Genomic DNA, 15,318 nt, shown 5'->3' with positions numbered 1-15,318 from the left:
CCGCATGAAGGCCTTGGCTTCGCAATTTTCTCGGCATCCTTCGCGAAACATTCTAGATCGTGCCAGGGCTGATGGTCCTGTTCGGGGTATTTCTGGCCGTCGGGCTAGGCGTGGGCCCATCTGACCCGCCGCGAGCGACAGAGCCGCGATCTCGATGGAGAAGACCGTTCCGGCGACGCCGATCGTCGAGGAGCGTCGGCATTCTGCTCGCCTTCGTCGCGTCGCCACGCTGGTGTTCTTTGTGAACCATATGTCTGGGCGCATCAACGTCGATACGGTCATCGAATTTGTGAGCCGCGACGTCTCGGCAGCGCCGGCGCGTCTCGGCAGCGATCAAGCGGATCCCGCGCCCGACATGTGGCGCGGCGCGGCACCGGTCGTCGATGCCCGACGCGGCTATCTCCAGCAGCTCGACCATAAGGGATTGGCGACTTGGGCGGCGGAGCACGAGACCAGCATTCGGTTGCTCGCGCGGCCGGGTGACAACCTGTTTCCTGGTGCGCCGATCGCGCTCGTGTCTCCAAGGGTCGAGGGGATCGGCGAGGCCATCCACGACGCAACCGCCCTCGGGCCCAGCGGATCAGTTCCGCCGACCTCGAATGCGTGACTTAGCGTCTGGTACTCAGGACGATCGCGTCCTGCTCCCGACGCGGTTGATCGGTGGTGGGTCTCTGCTGATCTCGCTTGCTCGCCCCGGCGGAACCGTGCGGGCGCGATCTCGTTCACCTGCAGTGATCGTGGGCCGTCGGCGTGGCGGACCGATTATCGACGCAGACGAAAGGGCATTCGACATGGTGGACGTCGAGCAATGGCTTGAACAATGGGTTGAGGATCATCTCGATGCGCCTGAGCCGGTCCGGGAGAAGGCCGAAATGCACGATCAGGCGAAAGCCTGTGCAAACGACGCGGCGGCTGCCGGCATTCCGCTCGCCGATCTGAAACAAGCCGCCAACGGCGATCTCGAGACCTATTTGGTCGAACGGCAGAATATCCGGGTCGGCAGAGTGGAGCATGGTTCGGCTGTGGCCCTACCGGGTCAGCACGCCATATCAGGATTCGAGGCCTGGATCTGCAAGCAGGAGCCGTCCGTCCGCCTCGTCATTGCGGTTGGCGGGACAATGCCGGCTAATCTCGGCAATCGCGATTGGACGCTCGAGGGTCCGTATCAAGCAAGCCCGGATGTCGCACGCGATGTTGCCGAAAAAGGCTATCGGTTTGTCGTCGACGGTGTGACGGAAACGGCTGCAGAACCCGATGGCCTCACCGACCGGAGCCCTGCCGATCGTCAGACCGGGTTTAAATGACAGAAGAGCCGAAGGACGGTCGGCATCGAGCGCCACGTCGCGCGATCAACCGGCCTTCTGCAATCGTTCGATGGCGGCGCGCGCGGCATCGCCCGCCGCCCGGGCAGCCGTCTCGGTCGGGTAACTGCGCGTCGATCGCTCGAGGCTCGCGCCAATACCGAAGCGACGAACCTCCCAGCGAAAGCCGAACGGCGCTTTGGGGTGGCGAGCCACAAGGACCACGCATTCCGATTTGAATGATTCGGTCGACATGCGAGCAATATTGCACCGCAACATGACAATTGTGCGATGCGGGAAAAACGTGGGTCGAGATTTCAGACTTAGTTCGCTCCGTCACATCTGGTTCCTAAAGATCATGCGGTGCCGGTGGTGGTCGCGGGGCGCTAACTGAAGCGCCTTGCTTGACCGCTGGATCGAACGCTCACAAGGATCATGTATGGTTTATGTTCTCGTTGCGCTCGCTGTCTTGACCATTCTCGCCGTCTCGCTCGGCATCCGCACAGTGCCGCAGGGCCAAGTCTGGACGGTCGAACGCTTTGGGCGGTTTACGCGCCAATTGAACCCCGGCCTCAATCTCATGACGCCCTTCGTGGAACGCGTCGGACGCCGCATGAACGTCCAGGAAATCGTCCTAGAAATTCCCGAACAGGCCGTCATCACGCGCGATAATGCTGCCGTCGTCGTGGATGGCATCATGTATTACCGTGTCCTCGATGCCGGAAAAGCGGCCTATGGGGCGCAGAACCTCGTCCAGGCTCTCACCTCGATGGCCATGACGAATATCCGTTCGGTGATTGGCGCCCTCGATCTCGATGGTGCGCTCTCGGGACGTGAGGAGATCAATGCCCGACTCCTCGAAACGCTCGACCATGCGACGGCGCCATGGGGCGTCAAGGTGAGCCGCGTCGAGCTGCGGAAGATCGAGCCGCCGGCCAATCTCGTCGCGGCCATGAACCTGCAGATGACGGCCGAGCGGGAGCGACGTGCGACGGTCGCGCGGGCCAACGGCGAGCGGGAAGCCGAGGTGGCGCGCGCCGAGGGCGCCAAACAGGCCCGCGTTCTCGAGGCGGAAGGCCGTCTCGCGGCCGCGCTGAAGGACGCTGAAGCGCGCGTGGCGCTGGCCGAAGCCGAAGCCAAGGCAACGCTTGTCGTCGCGGATGCCGCGCAGGGAGCGGGCGGTGAAGCCTTGCGCTACTTTGTGGCGACGAAATATATCGACGCCATCGGTCAACTTGCGGGCAATCCCTCAGGCCGGACGCTGGTGATCCCGATCGAGAGCAGCGGCCTCGCAGGCGGCATCACCCAGGCGCTTGCGGCGATGCAGATGGGTAGTCCGGTCAAGTGACCGATGGTGCCGTCTGGATCATGGTCGGGGTCGTGCTCTGCGGGGCCGAACTGCTGCATCCCGGCGTCTTTCTACTTTGGATCGGGCTCGGGGCCATGGCGGGTGGGGCCGCGACCTTGGCGCTTCATCTCGACTTCCCCTGGCAGGTCGGCGCCTTTTTGATCTGTCTTGTGGCGTCGCTCAGCATTCCGGTCCTGCGGCGTCGTCAACGCGGTGCGGCCGATGGTGGCATCAATGCCCCATCGATCGGCCTCATCGGGAAACCCTGTCGTGCGCTCGCGTTCGACGGGACGGACGGCCGCGTGAGCTTGGGCGATGGCACATGGCTGGCCCGGATCATCGCGGGCGCGACCCCAGAGGCTGGCGCGAGCCTCCGGGTTGTCGGGCTGGATGGGACGACGCTGCTGGTGACACCGATCGAGACTTTGCCGCTGGAGACCTCGGGGGATCGGCACGGCGACGATCCGAGCTGACGCGTCTTTCGGCCTGTTGGTCAGGCCGGTCAGGATCATCCATAGGCAGCCCTGCCGCTTCACCAAACCACGGGCTGATTGCCCCTGATCGTCAGATGACTTTCTCCTGCCAAGATGATGCTCGACCAGGAGTCGATGTTAGTTGATGATCCACGTAAAATGCTACAGCCGGGCAAGCTGACGGCAGCAGCGACGATTGGACCAACATGCATCATGCACCAAATACTTACATTTAATAAAAGCCGTCCGACGGGATTTAAATTTTCAGACTGGAAATATGTGACCGGACATTCGTTGGCTATTTTTATATTCTCATGCTTTCATATACTAAATTTACTTGACTCTTCCGTCGCGGATAGCGATCTCAATAATCTAGGAATTTAATTTCTGCGTGTGTCATTGCTAAAGAGTGTTGGGTATTAATACCCAAGCGTCATATTAGTGAATTGCATTAATATGACACTTTAAAGGGGGAGGGAATAGACAAGGCCAGATCTGGCCATCGGGGTCGCCTCGATCAAACCTTCGTCGACCGACACGGCCTGACGCTCGAGCAGGTTCTCGTTGCCACCCTCTCGCCCGGTGACATTGTCGTGATGGATACCGTTCGGCTCACGAGAGCGCCGGCGTCCATCTCGCCATCGAGGTCGCCGGGAGCCACGCTGCGCCATCTGCCGCCCGATAGCCCGGCCTTGGATCCGATCGAGCAGGCCTTTTCCGAGTTCAAGGCGCTGCTCCGCTCAGCGGCTGCCCGTACCATCCCGGCTCCGTGGGCCGCCATTGCTGAGCCATCCCGCAATTCAAGCCACGCGAGTGCACCAACTCCCGTTGGATATAAGCCGGTGTAAGAGGAGACGGCTTTAGGCCGGTCGCCAACTTCCTTTCTTGATATCGAATTTCAGCTTGCCTTGATCCCGCATTTTCATGAGCAGAATCTGCAATTCTTCCTGTGACCCCGACGGGTTGACGGCCTGAAGGATCGAGTAGATCGAGCGTGGCTTGTCCAACGCTTTAAGCACGGCTTCTTCGGTGACCATCATGTTCTCCTTGATGATGCGAGGCTCCGCGTCCTCGCATAGAGCCGGGGCGGCGCAAAGGTCTGCGTCGTTCGATCTCGGCGGCCGCCCTGCTACACCCAGGTCGAACAGCTATTGGTAGCTCGCTCCTATTCTCGGCAGGAGCGTGCCCGAAGCGAGCGCTGCATCCCGCGCAGCTATAATCAACCGGTTGAAAAGTCATTCCGTGGGTAGTAATCCCACAACGGCACTAAAAGTAATCGATGATCGTCAATGCAGTCGCTTGTCAGGTCCGCTATACTAAAAACCTACTCCGGCTATAACGTCTATTGCAAATTTGGCCATGGTCACGCGGCTGTTTTCCTTATAGTCACATGGAATCGGCTCTCAGAGAATTACCCTAGCGATCAATATGCTTGCAACCCGCCGTGATGTGATCGAATGTTACAAACGCATCCTCGGCCGCGATGCCGAAAGCGATAAGGTGGTCGATTTCCATTTGTCGAACGGAATCGATGTCTGGTCTCTTATTCAGACGTTCCTTGACACGGAAGAGCGCAAGCTAAAAGAGGATGTCGGGAGCGCGCTATCGATCACGAAGTGTTTTCGCGCGGAGTATCTGGCCCGGAATATTCAACGGGACGACCGGACGATCTACTTCCTCGACAACATGCGCTTCTTGCGATCGTTGCTGACCGCCACGGCCTTCGAGCGCCTGTTGCATGGCGAAATTGTTCTTTATGCCACGCAGGATTGCGAGGTCGTCGTCCATTTCTCTCGCGACGTTTTTATCGAGGGGGAGATTTCGCTGATCGCGCGCTTCCAAGGACAACCGCTCTACGTCACCTCGTTCACCTTCGTCAGAGGGGAGATGCTCCACGTGGATCGCGATTGGGTGGTGTTGATTTCGCGAATGCAAGGGATCGGAGGCACGAAAGACCTCAGTCGCCACGTCACGAAGTTGCTCGGCGAGATCACGCCGCAGGCGCTGCTGTTCGTTGTGCTGTCCGGACTGGCCGAGAGAAGCGGCGTCGACATGATCATGGCAACGACCGCCTGCAACCAGGTTTGCTACAGCCAGACCGTCGAAGCATTGCTGAGACGCAATTACGATGAGTTCTTGACGTCTCTCGGTGCCAGCGAGCCCAAGGACGGGTTTTTCACCATCACGGTCCCGCTGCAACACAAGTCTCTGACCCTCATCAAGGCGATCCATCGGATCCGGTCGCGGGCAAAGCGACGGCTGAAGGCCAGCATCGCGGAGGCAGCGGGCGGCGTGTGGGCTGGGTTGCTCCGTCCGCGTCACGCCTGAGCCGGTTCTCGATCAAGCGAACCATCATGCTGGCAAGGGGCTAGCGTCGACGCCCCGATTGCAGCACGCGCAGGAGGACAATCGGTCGGCTTGACAAACGTCGCCACGAAAGCCCTCTCGTCGGCCGGTAAAACCATCATTGGAGAACAGCTCGGCCGTGTCGGTCAGGATCACCAAAACGGCGGCAGCCGCCTTGATCGGCGTTCTCCTGATCGGCGGTGTCATGGCCGGTCACGCCTGGCTCGGCTCCGAGACCGACGAAACCGCGGTCGCGGCTTCCGGGGAAGCGGCCTTGCTCGATCGAGGCGCCACCGTCTTTCGCCAATGTGCCGCCTGCCATTCGATTGGCCGCAACGGCCCGGATCTCGATGGGCCAAACCTTTACGGTGTCGTGGATGGTCCGGTTGCCCGGCGCCGTGGGCGCTTCGCCTATACGGCAGCTTTGCGAGCGGTCGGCGGCATCTGGGATCGTGCCAGGCTCAATGCGTGGCTGACCGATCCCCAGCGATTTGCGCCGGGCACCAGTATGCCGTTTGCGGGACTCGCCGATGCCGACGATCGCGCCGCCGTCATCGCCTATCTGACGTCGAAAGGGCCGCAGGCGACCCAACCATAAGGCTTTGTCTTCCTGCCGTGGAGTGGCCGCTTATCCGACCGACTTTATTGTCGGGCTCCAGCGACGACTGGTTTCCTTGGTGCTTTCATATTGCGCCTCGAAGATCGACGCCGCCAAAGTCGCGCGCACATGCAACGTATCGGTTCCCGTATTGCGAAACCCATGCGAGGCTCCGGCCGGGATCAGCACAGACTGGTCGGGGCGGACGGCCGCCGTGGTGCCATCGACCCAGATATCGGCGCTGCCGGAAATGACCTCGAGGACTTCTTCGACCGCATGGATATGCGTCGGCGCACCAAGTCCGGGGTCGCAAAACTGGTCGAAGATGCAAAGCTGACGCCCGCCCAGCATGAAAGACATCCGCATCTGCGTCATGACGCCCTCGCGCCATTGTTCGAGCGGGGTGTTGGCGTGGTCGATAATGTCCATGATGTTGACCTTCGGCACTTGGTTCGATCGTTGCGATCGATCGCGGTTTGAGCGACTCTCCGCAGAGACATGTCGCAAATCGGGGCGTTACGCGAGCCTCACTTGCCACAAGACGGTTCCTTCAGCCAAACAGCCGTCTAGAATGCGATGCAGGTGGCCGGTGGCGATCCGCGGCACCGCCTTGCGGGCTCATTCAGCATCTGGATCTGTGACAACAGTGGTTATGACTTCACAAACAAAGCCGCTTTCGATCGGCATCATCGGCTTCGGGGCGATCGGCCGTGATCTCCTGTCCCGTTTGCGTCGGGAGAGCGACGAGATGACCGTTCTGCTTCGGCCGGACTCGGCATCGCGGCGCATCGTTCCAACCTCCGTGCGTGTGGTCGAAACGCTGGGCGATTTGCTGGCGGTGCGCCCATCGATCGTGGTCGAAGCCGCAGGGCAGGGAGCGCTCGAGACCTATGGGCCTGACTTGCTCTCGGCCGGCATCACGGTCGTGGCCGCCTCGACCGGAGCGCTCGCCGACCCCAAACTCTTCGCTCGGCTCGAGACGGCGGCCTCGGCTGGCGGAAGCCGCCTCGTCATCCCGTCCGGCGCGCTCGGCGGTCTCGATTATCTGGCGGCGCTTCGCGGAACCGTCGATGCACGGGTCCGCTATACGTCCCGCAAGCCGCCGGCAGCTTGGCGTCAGGAGCTTGCGGCTCGGGGCTATGACGCGGACGCGCTCACCGGAGAGATCACCCTTTTCGAAGGAACGGCGGCTGAAGCCGCGACGCTCTATCCACGCAATCTCAACGCCGGCTTGACGGTTGCGCTCGCGGCGGCACCCTCGCCGGTCTCGGTTCGCGTCGTAGCCGACCCGTCTGTGTCGCTCAACACACATGAGATCGAGGCCGACAGTGAACTCGGCTGTGCCCTTATGCGGTTTGCCAATCGGCCGTCGCCCGACAATCCGAAGACGTCGGCCCTGACGGCCGCCAGTTTGGCGGCTGCGGTGCGCCGCCTTGCCGAGCGTGTCGTCGTTTGAGCGCCCTGCGTTCTGTTGTGGTGATTGGCGCCGGCATCGTCGGGCTTTGCTCGGCGTTCGGCAGCACGACGTCCGGCCGGGATCGGCCTGAATCAGGGAGTGCGGCATGACGACCATCACGGCAGCCGATGGGTGCCCCCTTTATTACGAGCGTGTCGGCTCCGGCCCGCCCGTCGTCCTCATTCCCGGGCTTGGAGGCGACGGTCGCTTCTGGAACGGGGTCGTCGCGCTCCTGGCCAGTCGTTTCGATCTCTTGGTCATTGATCATCGCGGCGCGGGCCGGAGTGGACGGCCCGCTGGACCCTATCGCATCGACATCATCGCGCGCGACGTTCTGGCTATCATGGATGCTGAAGGCTGCGGTGCGGCGCATCTGGTCGGCCATTCGACCGGCGGCGCCATCGTCCAGACGATTGCGCTGGATGCGCCCGAGCGCGCCCGGTCCCTGGTGATCAGTGGGGGGTGGGACCGCTCCGATGCGCGTTTCCGGGCGGCGTTCGGCGCAAGGGCCGCGCTGCTCGACGCGGGATTGGCCGATGCCTATCAACAACTCACCCATGTGTTCGGTTACGATCCCGCCTTTATCGACGCTCATGAGGCGGAACTGAACAAGGCGGTCGCGAGCGCCGCCACCGCGCTCGCGCCGTTCGCCGTCACGGCGGCGCGGGTCCGCATGCTGCTCGATTTTGATCGCTCGGCCGAGCTTCACCGCATTGCTCAGCCGACGCTGATCGTCGGCGCCCGCGACGATAGTCTCATTCCGATCCACCATGCTCATCGGCTTCGATCGCTGATCCCGCACGCTGTCTTTTGCGAACTCCCGGGCGCGCATTTTCACCCGCGAACGGACCCGGCCCCCTTCGCGGCACGCGTCGCGGCCTTTCTCGACCAGCAAGGCGTCACGTGATGTCCGGCTTTCACGGTCGCGGGTCGCGCCTCTGGTGCCTCACGTGCAAGATGGATCGCCAGTGATGCCAATCCGGCGCACGGCCTCTCGCCCAACATGAAGCGTCATGAAAGGACGGATCGATGATCGTCGAAGAACGCGACTACACGCTGAAACCGGGGAAGCTCGCGATCTTCGTCGAAACCTATCGGGACCATGGCTTGCAGTTGCAGCTCGACTACCTCGGAACGTTTCACGGCTATTTCACCACCGAAATCGGTGAACTGAACCACGTGATCGCCTGGTGGTCCTTTTCAAGTCTTGACGATCGGCAGGTGCGTCGCGCCAAGATGGTGTCGGACCCACGCTGGCAGGCTTATCTCGCGCTGGTGGGCGATCTTTTGCAGCTTCAGACGACCCGTATCCTCTCACCCGTTTCTTTTTCCCCCTTGCGTTGAGAACCACTATGCAGATCGAACGAACCGCCATTGTCGGCAGCGGTATCATCGGGCGCTCCTGGGCGATCGTGTTCGCCCGCGCGGGCGTTCCTGTGCGCCTCTATGATAGCCTCGACGACAATCGGGCGAAGGCGCTCGAGCGGATCGCCGAAGCGCTCGAGAAATCGGCAGCCCTGGTCGGTGATACTGCGGCCCGCAAGGCGGTTCTCGAGCGTATCACGGTCGCCGACACGCTTGCCGAAGCCGTCGACGATGCGGATTTCGTGCATGAATGTATCGACGAGAAACTCGCGAGCAAGCAGGCGATCTTCCGCGAACTCGAGGCACTCGCGAAGCCTACGGCGATTTTGGCGACGACGACCTCGAGCTTTCCAGTTTCGACTTTCGCTTCGGATTTGCCCGGCCGTGCGCGTTGCATCGTGGTGCATCCAGCAACCCCGCCGCATCTCCTGCCTGTCACGGAGATCTGCCCAGCGCCGTTCACCGACCAGGCCATCACAGACGCCACATTCGCGTTCATGACGCGATGCGGGCAGGTGCCGGTGCTGATCCGCTTCGAGCAATCGAGCTTTGTGCTCAACCGCTTGCAGGCTGCCCTCGTGGTCGAAATGCTGCGGTGCCTAAACAGCGGGATCATTTCACCCGGCGACATCGACAAGATCATCAGCCAGGGCTTCGGACTGCGCTGGGCGTTCCTCGGGCCGTTCGAGGGTGTCGATCTCAACGCGGCGGGCGGCATTCGCGACTATCTCGATCGGTTTGGTTTCATCTTCGACGACATGGCCAAACAGAACGGGCACGCCGGTCCCATCGTCACGCCGGAAGCGGTTGCGATGCTCGAGGCTTACACGCGCGATCAACTGCCGCTCGATCAGATTGGAGAGCGAACCGAATGGCGCGATGCTGCCATCACGTCGCTCCGCGCGCTGAAGCAAGGGTTGGTTTAATCCTCCTCCGCTGACACGCGCTCGCGAAGGATCAGATGATGGCCGTCCGGATCAAAGACAGAGTAAGCCGCGCGTCGATCCCACGATGCGGTCGCCGAGAGTGGGTGACTGCCGTCGTTTGACGATGCGACGAGCGACGCGAGATCGTCGACCTCGATCACCGTGCGGGTCAGCGCGATATCGCCGGCGCTTTCGTGAGGCGGGATAGGCCGCCGCGTGCCGGTCTGATAAGCCAGCAACTCGAGATGGGGTGGGCTTTCGGCGGGCGAGAGAGCGACGACAACCACCGACGCGTCCACGACAGCATCGAGCTTGGATTGTTCCGCACCGGAGTTGAACGACCGGGACGATATTGTGAAGCCGAGCTTCTCGTAGAACGCGATGCTTCGAGCGGCATCGCTGACCGCGATCGCCGTATGATCGATGCCGAGAAACAAGGCGTCGCGCCCCGGTCGATGCCAGCTCGGATCTCCGATCCCATCTGGAAATTGCAGCAATTCGAACGGATGCCCGAACGGATCTCGGAACTTGAAAGCCGAAACGGAGCCGGTGTTCGGCGGCAAGGTCTGCGGGCCACCTGTGGTGATCGGCGTGATCGCAAAAGCACTGACATGAGCGTGAGCGGCCGCCATGTCGCGCACCACGATCGCGCAATGCTGAAACCAAAGATCGCTCGAGGTGCTACCAGCGGGATAAGATCGCCCCGGTGGATCGAAGGCCAGGAGATCAATCCGCTGGTGGCCGAGCCGCATGGTCACGCAGGCGATTGCCGCGTCAGGCGCGCCCAGAGCCGTCGCCATTCCGCGATCGACTTTGTCGACACGCTCGATCACCTCGAAGCCGAGAGCGTCGCGATAAAAGACTTCGGCCTTTCGGAGATCGGGGACCGTGAGGCACACTGCGGTGAGGCACACTGCTGTGAGGCTCACCGTTGTAATGGGTGTGTCTGCAAGGCCAGGCGTCATGGCCAACGCGCTCCACGTCGGTTGACCGCGAGCGTGTAGAGGCTTTGGCCCGCGCAGAGGAAGAGTTGGCTCTTGTTGCGGCCGCCGAACTCAAGGTTAGAGACCAACGATGGGACGAGAATTTTGCCCAGCAATGTGCCGTCGGGGTCCAGACAATGCACACCGTCCGCCGCGCCGCTCCAGAGATTCCCATCGCTGTCGCATCTGATCCCATCCGCATTGCCGGGGTGGATCGTATGGAACACGCGGCCATTGAGCAGTCGTCTGCCATCGGCCCCGACATCGAACACGCGGATATGCTGGACAGGATCGCTGTCGAACTGCTTGCCGGTCTCGGTCACATAGAGCCGGCGTTCATCAGGTGAGAAGCATAAGCCATTCGGGCCGTCGAAATCGTCGGCCGCGATGTCGAGATCGCCGCTTGGATCGAGTCGGTACAATCTGGGCGGGACTTCAGGGTCCTGTTTGCCGCCCTCGTAGTCGGTTTGGATGCCATAGGGCGGATCGCTGAACCACACCGACCCGTCCGCCATCACGGCGACGTCGTTCGGCGAGTTGAGCCGCTTGCCGCGATAATGATCGGCAAGGATCGTGAGGCTTCCGTCGAGTTCCGTTCGACGAACGCAGCGATCATGGTGCGAGCACGAAATCAATCTGCCCTCGCGGTCTCGCGCATGTCCGTTCTCGAAGCCACAGGGCTGGCGAAACACAGACACGCCGCCCGTTGGCGTCCAGCGCATCACCCGGTCGTTGGGAACATCGCTGAACAGCAGGCATTGCTGGTCGCCGAACCAGACGGGGCCTTCGGTCCAGCCAAAGCCCTCGCCAATGCGAAGCAACGGCGCGTTGGGCAGGACAAAACTCTTGAAGCGAGGATCGATGACCGCGAACGGCTGCTCCATGATAGGGGTCCGATCAGATCCAGTGGCCGGGCTCGTCGACCGTTGGGGTGATGTCGAGTTGCACGATCATCTGCACACAGGGGACGTCGCCAAGCGTCCCGGACCGATGTCCCACATGGCCCTCGTGATCGGCCGTGCAATCCTGATCCTCGCCAAACGAGATTTCGCCGACCCCCATTTCGACTCGCGTGCCGTCCATTGTCTCCACGAACCACCGGCCCGAGAGCGGAATGATCCATTGCGGCTTCGGATTTTCGTGCCAATCGCCAACCCAACCCACCGGCAAGACACAGATGGTCACGCCTGATGGCCCCATGCTGAGCGTATCGTTCCATTGTGGGGCTGCGCCGCTCATGCTTTTTTGCTCGAACGCGGTGAGGGCGCAACGCTTCTGTCGGCTCACGCCATCCTGATCAACATAGGCATGCCAATACGGCACCGTGGGTGTTGCCTCGGGGCGGCTACTCGGGTCAGCCATGTTCGGCTCCTGTCGGTGTCAAGGTTGTGTCATGCCATAGGGGGACGACGACAGCGGATGGGCCACGACATCCTGCACAGGCGAGAGCGCGCTCGAAAAGACGAGCAGCATCAAACCGCCGACCAGACCAAAATTCTTCAGGAAATCCCAAAAGTGAGACCGACCCTGGCTGTCGCCTTTGGCCCAGAAATCGCCGTAACGCCAGAATTTGTGATAGAGCACCGCGGTCACGACGCAGAACCCGGCGATCAGAAACGCCGCCAGTCGGTCGTGCCAGCCGACCACCACCATGATCGGGCAAACGAACTCGACCACGATCGCGATGACGAGCAGCACGGGACCGCCCGGCAGGACGGAGGACGTCGCCTGCTTCATCGCGCCCTTCCAATCGAAAATCTTGTCCAAGGCGCTGAACGGAAACAGCACAACAAGGCAAAACCGGATCAGGAACGGAATACCGACGAGATTGAGCCAGGTCATGAGGCGGCTTTCTGATTCTGCTCTCCAAGAACGCGACTATTCCCAAGAGCGGGCTCATCGGCCGGCGTTTCGGATGCGCCGAGGCGTCGCTTGAGAATGTCGGCCACTCGCAGCGCGTTGGCGATGATGGTCAGGGTCGGATTGACGGCGCCGATCGAGGGAAAGAAGCTTGCATCCGTCACATAGAGATTATCGAGGTCGTGCGCTTTGCAGTCGAGATCCAGAACCGAAGTGGCCGGATCGGTGCCAAACCGCAGCGTCCCGGCCTGATGCGCGGTTCCGCCGATCGGAATGTCTTTCCCGAAATACAGCTTGCGTTCCAGCAGGACCGGAGCCGCTCCCTCCTTGCGCATGATCTCCTTGAGTTTCTCGCGCAGGCGGCGATGCGCCTCCATGTTGGTCTCATGCACATCGAGCACCACGCGATTGCCATCGTAGAAGATGCGATTTTCCGCGAGCGGTAGATCCTCGCTCGAGAGCCAGAAGTCGAGCGCATGATCGGCCAGGACATCGAATGGCGTTTCGGGCAGCCAGTCGCTCAGCCAGCCGGACACTTCCTCGCCCCGAACCTGCTCCCCGTGAGCTTTGGCGCACATCTGAATCAAGCCGAGCGGAAACTCCCAATCATCGGACTTGAAGTAGAAGTCACTCACGGCCAGCGTCTTTTGAAAGACCGTCGTGTTTTTATTCCTGAGAAGCGCCATCAGAATGGACTGGTTGTGGCGCATATAGTTGCGGCCCACCTGATCAGAACTGTTGGCCAAGCCCGCCGGATGGGTCTCGTTTGCGGAGCGCAGCAGCAACAGAGCCGACGACAAAGCCCCGCAGGCCACCACGACCAGATCGGACGAAAAGGTCTCTTCCGTCCCATTCCGGGTGACCCGCACCTTGTCCACGACCTTGCCGGTGGCGTCGGTGTCGAGGCGGGTCACATAGGCGTTGGTCAGGAGGCTCACATTGTTGTAGCGGGCAAGAGTCGGATCGATGCAGATGACCTGGGCATCGGCCTTGCCGTTGAGGAGGCAGGGAAAGCCATCGAAGGCATCGCAGCGGATACAGATGCTGGTCGGGGTCGCCTTGCCGTCGCGCTCGTCGAGCAAAATACCGAGCGGCAGGTGAAAAGGATGCAAGCCCTGCTGCTCAAAGCCATCGCTGAGCTTTTGGATCATCGGCTCGTGAGACACGGGCGGATACGGATAATGTTGAGTTCGCGGCGGCTCGTTGGGATCGACCCCGCTCTGGCCATGCACATGAAACAGGGTTTCGGCCTGATCGTAGTAGGGCGCGAAATCAGCATAAGAGAGAGGCCAAGCCGGCGAGATCCCTTCGCTGTGCTGAATTTCCTCGAAATCCCGCTCGCGGAGCCGGAATAGGGCCGCGCCATAGACCTTCGAGTTGCCGCCGACAAAATAGTGGAGGCCCGGGTGGAACGTCTCTCCGGTCCGGCCATGCCATATATCGGTCGTCTGATATTTGGCATCGACGAAGACCGTCTTGGAGCTCCAATTCTCCTGTTCGCGCGGCAAGTAATCGCCGCGTTCGACAATGAGAATGCGCTTCCCGGTCGGCGCCAGACGGTGCGCGACCGAGCCGCCCCCCGGTCCCGAACCAATGATGATCACGTCGTAATGGGTGTCGGACATCGGTTCTTTTCTCAGACAAACGGGTTATGAGCCGATGGCAGATCGGCGTGGCGCTGATAAAAGGCTTCAGCCTCCGGTCGCAAATCCTGGGTAAAGTGTCATGCCGCCATCGACGAACAAGGTCGCGCCTGTCACGTAATCCGCGGCATCCGAGGCCAGCCAAACGGCGGCCTGTGCGATGTCGTCAGGTTCACCGATCCTCTTGTAAGGCACGAGCGTCATCAGCGATTCATAGGCTGCTGGCGTGTTCCAAGCCTCCGTGTTGATAGGGGTGCGGATCGCGCCTGGCGCGATGCTGTTGACGCGAATGAAATGCGGCGCCAATTCTTGCGCGATGCTTTTCATCAGCAGCATGACGCCACCCTTCGAGGCCGCGTAATTGACATGACCCGCCCAGGGAATGACCTGATGAACGGAGCTCATGCAGATGATCTTGCCGGCCGCTTGGGACACGGCTTGGATAACGCCGCGCTTCTTGAACTCGCGTGTCGCCGCGCGCGTGATAAGAAACTGACCCGTCAGGTTGACGCCGATCACCGTGTTCCACTGATCCAACGTCATCTCGTCGAAAGCCGCGTCCCGCTGGAGGCCGGCATTGCTGACCACGATATGGAGCGTGCCGAAATGCGCGATGGCGTCGGCGAACATCCGCTCGACCTCGTCTTCTTTGCTGACATCCGCCTTTAACGCGATCGCGCGCCGCCCCATGGCCTCGATCTCATGGACGACCTCGTCGGCGGTCTCTGGGTGCGTCACGTAGTTGACGACCACATCTGCTCCGGCTCGCGCCAGACCGATCGCCACGGCTCGCCCGATGCCAGAATTTGCGCCCGTGACCAGAGCGGGTTGTCCTGTCAAGACGGGATGGTAGGGTGCCTTCGGCAAGCGCCCACTGTCGAATGCTGCTGCCTCGGTCGGTTTCTGGGCGGCGGTTTGCGGGTCTGTCATGGGAGGACGCTCCGAGCAGCCGCGGGAATCGTCGGCTTTGCATGCCAACGGCTTTGACCTGCTCACGTTCCAGAGAACCTGATCTGCCG

At 61.3% G+C, this 15,318-nt stretch carries 19 protein-coding genes and 2 pseudogenes; 11 read left to right on the top strand and 10 right to left on the bottom strand.

Annotated elements, in window-relative coordinates; genetic code table 11:
* Positions 1-99: 99 nt before the first annotated feature.
* Positions 100-192, bottom strand: a pseudogene (locus LGH83_RS08620) (DUF2254 family protein); the annotation flags it as partial.
* Between LGH83_RS08620 and LGH83_RS08615 the strand changes: the two are divergent.
* Both LGH83_RS08615 and LGH83_RS08610 read left to right on the top strand, forming a co-directional pair.
* On the top strand, positions 155-607 hold the full coding sequence (locus LGH83_RS08615) for a DUF2254 family protein (protein ID WP_227401428.1): 453 nt from the start codon (positions 155-157) through the stop codon (positions 605-607). The pseudogene LGH83_RS08620 and the gene LGH83_RS08615 overlap by 38 nt on opposite strands.
* Positions 608-791: 184 nt before the next feature.
* Complete coding sequence (locus LGH83_RS08610) at positions 792-1,304, top strand: hypothetical protein (protein ID WP_227401427.1); 513 nt, start codon at positions 792-794, stop codon at positions 1,302-1,304.
* A 45-nt stretch (positions 1,305-1,349) separates the two neighbouring features.
* Here the strand turns inward: LGH83_RS08610 and LGH83_RS08605 are convergent, their stop codons facing one another.
* A complete protein-coding gene (locus tag LGH83_RS08605; RefSeq protein WP_227401426.1) occupies positions 1,350-1,556 on the bottom strand; it encodes a hypothetical protein in 207 nt (68 codons plus the stop codon).
* A gap of 184 nt (positions 1,557-1,740) precedes the next feature.
* Here LGH83_RS08605 and LGH83_RS08600 point away from each other — a divergent pair, with 184 nt between their 5' ends.
* From LGH83_RS08600 to LGH83_RS20090, 3 genes and pseudogenes are all read left to right on the top strand, one after another.
* Positions 1,741-2,649: an SPFH domain-containing protein gene (locus tag LGH83_RS08600; protein ID WP_227401425.1), complete on the top strand. Its 909-nt coding sequence runs from the start codon at positions 1,741-1,743 to the stop codon at positions 2,647-2,649.
* Positions 2,646-3,122, top strand: coding sequence for an NfeD family protein (locus LGH83_RS08595; protein ID WP_227401424.1), 477 nt, complete (start codon positions 2,646-2,648; stop codon positions 3,120-3,122). The genes LGH83_RS08600 and LGH83_RS08595 overlap by 4 nt, the downstream gene beginning before the upstream one ends.
* 548 nt (positions 3,123-3,670) lie before the next feature.
* A pseudogene (locus LGH83_RS20090) lies at positions 3,671-3,960 on the top strand (transposase); the annotation flags it as partial.
* A gap of 22 nt (positions 3,961-3,982) precedes the next feature.
* Here LGH83_RS20090 and LGH83_RS08590 read toward each other — a convergent pair.
* On the bottom strand, positions 3,983-4,162 hold the full coding sequence (locus LGH83_RS08590; protein ID WP_131113072.1) for a hypothetical protein: 180 nt from the start codon (positions 4,160-4,162) through the stop codon (positions 3,983-3,985).
* Between the two features lie 388 nt (positions 4,163-4,550).
* On the opposite strand from LGH83_RS08590, the gene LGH83_RS08585 reads away from it, so the two are divergent.
* Both LGH83_RS08585 and LGH83_RS08580 read left to right on the top strand, forming a co-directional pair.
* Positions 4,551-5,450: a DUF535 family protein gene (locus tag LGH83_RS08585; protein WP_227401423.1), complete on the top strand. Its 900-nt coding sequence runs from the start codon at positions 4,551-4,553 to the stop codon at positions 5,448-5,450.
* A gap of 157 nt (positions 5,451-5,607) precedes the next feature.
* Entirely contained in the window at positions 5,608-6,066 is a 459-nt protein-coding gene (locus LGH83_RS08580) for a c-type cytochrome (RefSeq protein ID WP_227401422.1), read from the top strand.
* Positions 6,067-6,096: 30 nt separating this feature from the next.
* Here LGH83_RS08580 and LGH83_RS08575 read toward each other — a convergent pair whose 3' ends face one another.
* Positions 6,097-6,495 (bottom strand): cupin domain-containing protein, encoded by a 399-nt coding sequence (locus tag LGH83_RS08575; RefSeq protein WP_227401421.1) that lies wholly within the window; start codon positions 6,493-6,495, stop codon positions 6,097-6,099.
* A 223-nt stretch (positions 6,496-6,718) separates the two neighbouring features.
* Between LGH83_RS08575 and LGH83_RS08570 the strand changes: the two genes are divergently transcribed.
* The 4 genes from LGH83_RS08570 to LGH83_RS08555 all read left to right on the top strand — a co-directional run bounded on the left by LGH83_RS08570 (position 6,719) and on the right by LGH83_RS08555 (position 9,813).
* On the top strand, positions 6,719-7,522 hold the full coding sequence (locus LGH83_RS08570; RefSeq protein WP_227401420.1) for an aspartate dehydrogenase: 804 nt from the start codon (positions 6,719-6,721) through the stop codon (positions 7,520-7,522).
* A gap of 106 nt (positions 7,523-7,628) precedes the next feature.
* On the top strand, positions 7,629-8,429 hold the full coding sequence (locus tag LGH83_RS08565; protein WP_227401419.1) for an alpha/beta fold hydrolase: 801 nt from the start codon (positions 7,629-7,631) through the stop codon (positions 8,427-8,429).
* 122 nt (positions 8,430-8,551) lie between these two features.
* The gene (locus LGH83_RS08560) at positions 8,552-8,866 is read left to right on the top strand and encodes an NIPSNAP family protein (RefSeq protein WP_227401418.1); all 315 of its coding nucleotides are present in this window, start codon (positions 8,552-8,554) and stop codon (positions 8,864-8,866) included.
* 8 nt (positions 8,867-8,874) lie between these two features.
* A complete protein-coding gene (locus tag LGH83_RS08555) occupies positions 8,875-9,813 on the top strand; it encodes a 3-hydroxyacyl-CoA dehydrogenase (RefSeq protein WP_227401417.1) in 939 nt (312 codons plus the stop codon).
* Here the strand turns inward: LGH83_RS08555 and LGH83_RS08550 are convergent.
* From LGH83_RS08550 to LGH83_RS08525, 6 genes are all read right to left on the bottom strand, one after another.
* Positions 9,810-10,778: a VOC family protein gene (locus tag LGH83_RS08550; RefSeq protein ID WP_227401416.1), complete on the bottom strand. Its 969-nt coding sequence runs from the start codon at positions 10,776-10,778 to the stop codon at positions 9,810-9,812. The two genes, LGH83_RS08555 and LGH83_RS08550, sit on opposite strands and share 4 nt — an antisense overlap.
* Positions 10,775-11,680 (bottom strand): SMP-30/gluconolactonase/LRE family protein, encoded by a 906-nt coding sequence (locus LGH83_RS08545; RefSeq protein WP_227401415.1) that lies wholly within the window; start codon positions 11,678-11,680, stop codon positions 10,775-10,777. Before LGH83_RS08545 ends, LGH83_RS08550 begins: the two co-directional genes overlap by 4 nt.
* Positions 11,681-11,693: 13 nt before the next feature.
* Complete coding sequence (locus LGH83_RS08540) at positions 11,694-12,158, bottom strand: cupin domain-containing protein (protein ID WP_227401414.1); 465 nt, start codon at positions 12,156-12,158, stop codon at positions 11,694-11,696.
* 18 nt (positions 12,159-12,176) lie between these two features.
* The gene (locus LGH83_RS08535; protein WP_227401413.1) at positions 12,177-12,638 is read right to left on the bottom strand and encodes a DoxX family protein; all 462 of its coding nucleotides are present in this window, start codon (positions 12,636-12,638) and stop codon (positions 12,177-12,179) included.
* Positions 12,635-14,281: a GMC oxidoreductase gene (locus LGH83_RS08530; RefSeq protein WP_227401412.1), complete on the bottom strand. Its 1,647-nt coding sequence runs from the start codon at positions 14,279-14,281 to the stop codon at positions 12,635-12,637. Before LGH83_RS08530 ends, LGH83_RS08535 begins: the two co-directional genes overlap by 4 nt.
* Positions 14,282-14,347: 66 nt before the next feature.
* Positions 14,348-15,229 (bottom strand): SDR family oxidoreductase, encoded by an 882-nt coding sequence (locus LGH83_RS08525; protein WP_227401411.1) that lies wholly within the window; start codon positions 15,227-15,229, stop codon positions 14,348-14,350.
* Positions 15,230-15,318 lie beyond the last annotated feature (89 nt).

Origin of the sequence: Lichenihabitans sp. PAMC28606, from assembly GCF_020616535.1 — a bacterium.
Lineage (GTDB): Bacteria > Pseudomonadota > Alphaproteobacteria > Rhizobiales > Beijerinckiaceae > Lichenihabitans > Lichenihabitans psoromatis.
This window is presented reverse-complemented; position numbering and strand designations above follow the sequence as displayed.

Bases quoted from the DNA above. Each gene is read 5' to 3' on its own strand.
- LGH83_RS08615 (WP_227401428.1), top strand. From the start codon at position 155: ATGGAGAAGACCGTTCCGGCGACGCCGATCGTCGAGGAGCGTCGGCAT.
- LGH83_RS08610 (WP_227401427.1), top strand. From the start codon at position 792: ATGGTGGACGTCGAGCAATGGCTTGAACAATGGGTTGAGGATCATCTC.
- LGH83_RS08605 (WP_227401426.1), bottom strand. From the start codon at position 1,556: ATGTCGACCGAATCATTCAAATCGGAATGCGTGGTCCTTGTGGCTCGC.
- LGH83_RS08600 (WP_227401425.1), top strand. From the start codon at position 1,741: ATGGTTTATGTTCTCGTTGCGCTCGCTGTCTTGACCATTCTCGCCGTC.
- LGH83_RS08590 (WP_131113072.1), bottom strand. From the start codon at position 4,162: ATGATGGTCACCGAAGAAGCCGTGCTTAAAGCGTTGGACAAGCCACGC.
- LGH83_RS08585 (WP_227401423.1), top strand. From the start codon at position 4,551: ATGCTTGCAACCCGCCGTGATGTGATCGAATGTTACAAACGCATCCTC.
- LGH83_RS08575 (WP_227401421.1), bottom strand. From the start codon at position 6,495: ATGGACATTATCGACCACGCCAACACCCCGCTCGAACAATGGCGCGAG.
- LGH83_RS08570 (WP_227401420.1), top strand. From the start codon at position 6,719: ATGACTTCACAAACAAAGCCGCTTTCGATCGGCATCATCGGCTTCGGG.
- LGH83_RS08565 (WP_227401419.1), top strand. From the start codon at position 7,629: ATGACGACCATCACGGCAGCCGATGGGTGCCCCCTTTATTACGAGCGT.
- LGH83_RS08560 (WP_227401418.1), top strand. From the start codon at position 8,552: ATGATCGTCGAAGAACGCGACTACACGCTGAAACCGGGGAAGCTCGCG.
- LGH83_RS08555 (WP_227401417.1), top strand. From the start codon at position 8,875: ATGCAGATCGAACGAACCGCCATTGTCGGCAGCGGTATCATCGGGCGC.
- LGH83_RS08550 (WP_227401416.1), bottom strand. From the start codon at position 10,778: ATGACGCCTGGCCTTGCAGACACACCCATTACAACGGTGAGCCTCACA.
- LGH83_RS08545 (WP_227401415.1), bottom strand. From the start codon at position 11,680: ATGGAGCAGCCGTTCGCGGTCATCGATCCTCGCTTCAAGAGTTTTGTC.
- LGH83_RS08540 (WP_227401414.1), bottom strand. From the start codon at position 12,158: ATGGCTGACCCGAGTAGCCGCCCCGAGGCAACACCCACGGTGCCGTAT.
- LGH83_RS08535 (WP_227401413.1), bottom strand. From the start codon at position 12,638: ATGACCTGGCTCAATCTCGTCGGTATTCCGTTCCTGATCCGGTTTTGC.
- LGH83_RS08530 (WP_227401412.1), bottom strand. From the start codon at position 14,281: ATGTCCGACACCCATTACGACGTGATCATCATTGGTTCGGGACCGGGG.
- LGH83_RS08525 (WP_227401411.1), bottom strand. From the start codon at position 15,229: ATGACAGACCCGCAAACCGCCGCCCAGAAACCGACCGAGGCAGCAGCA.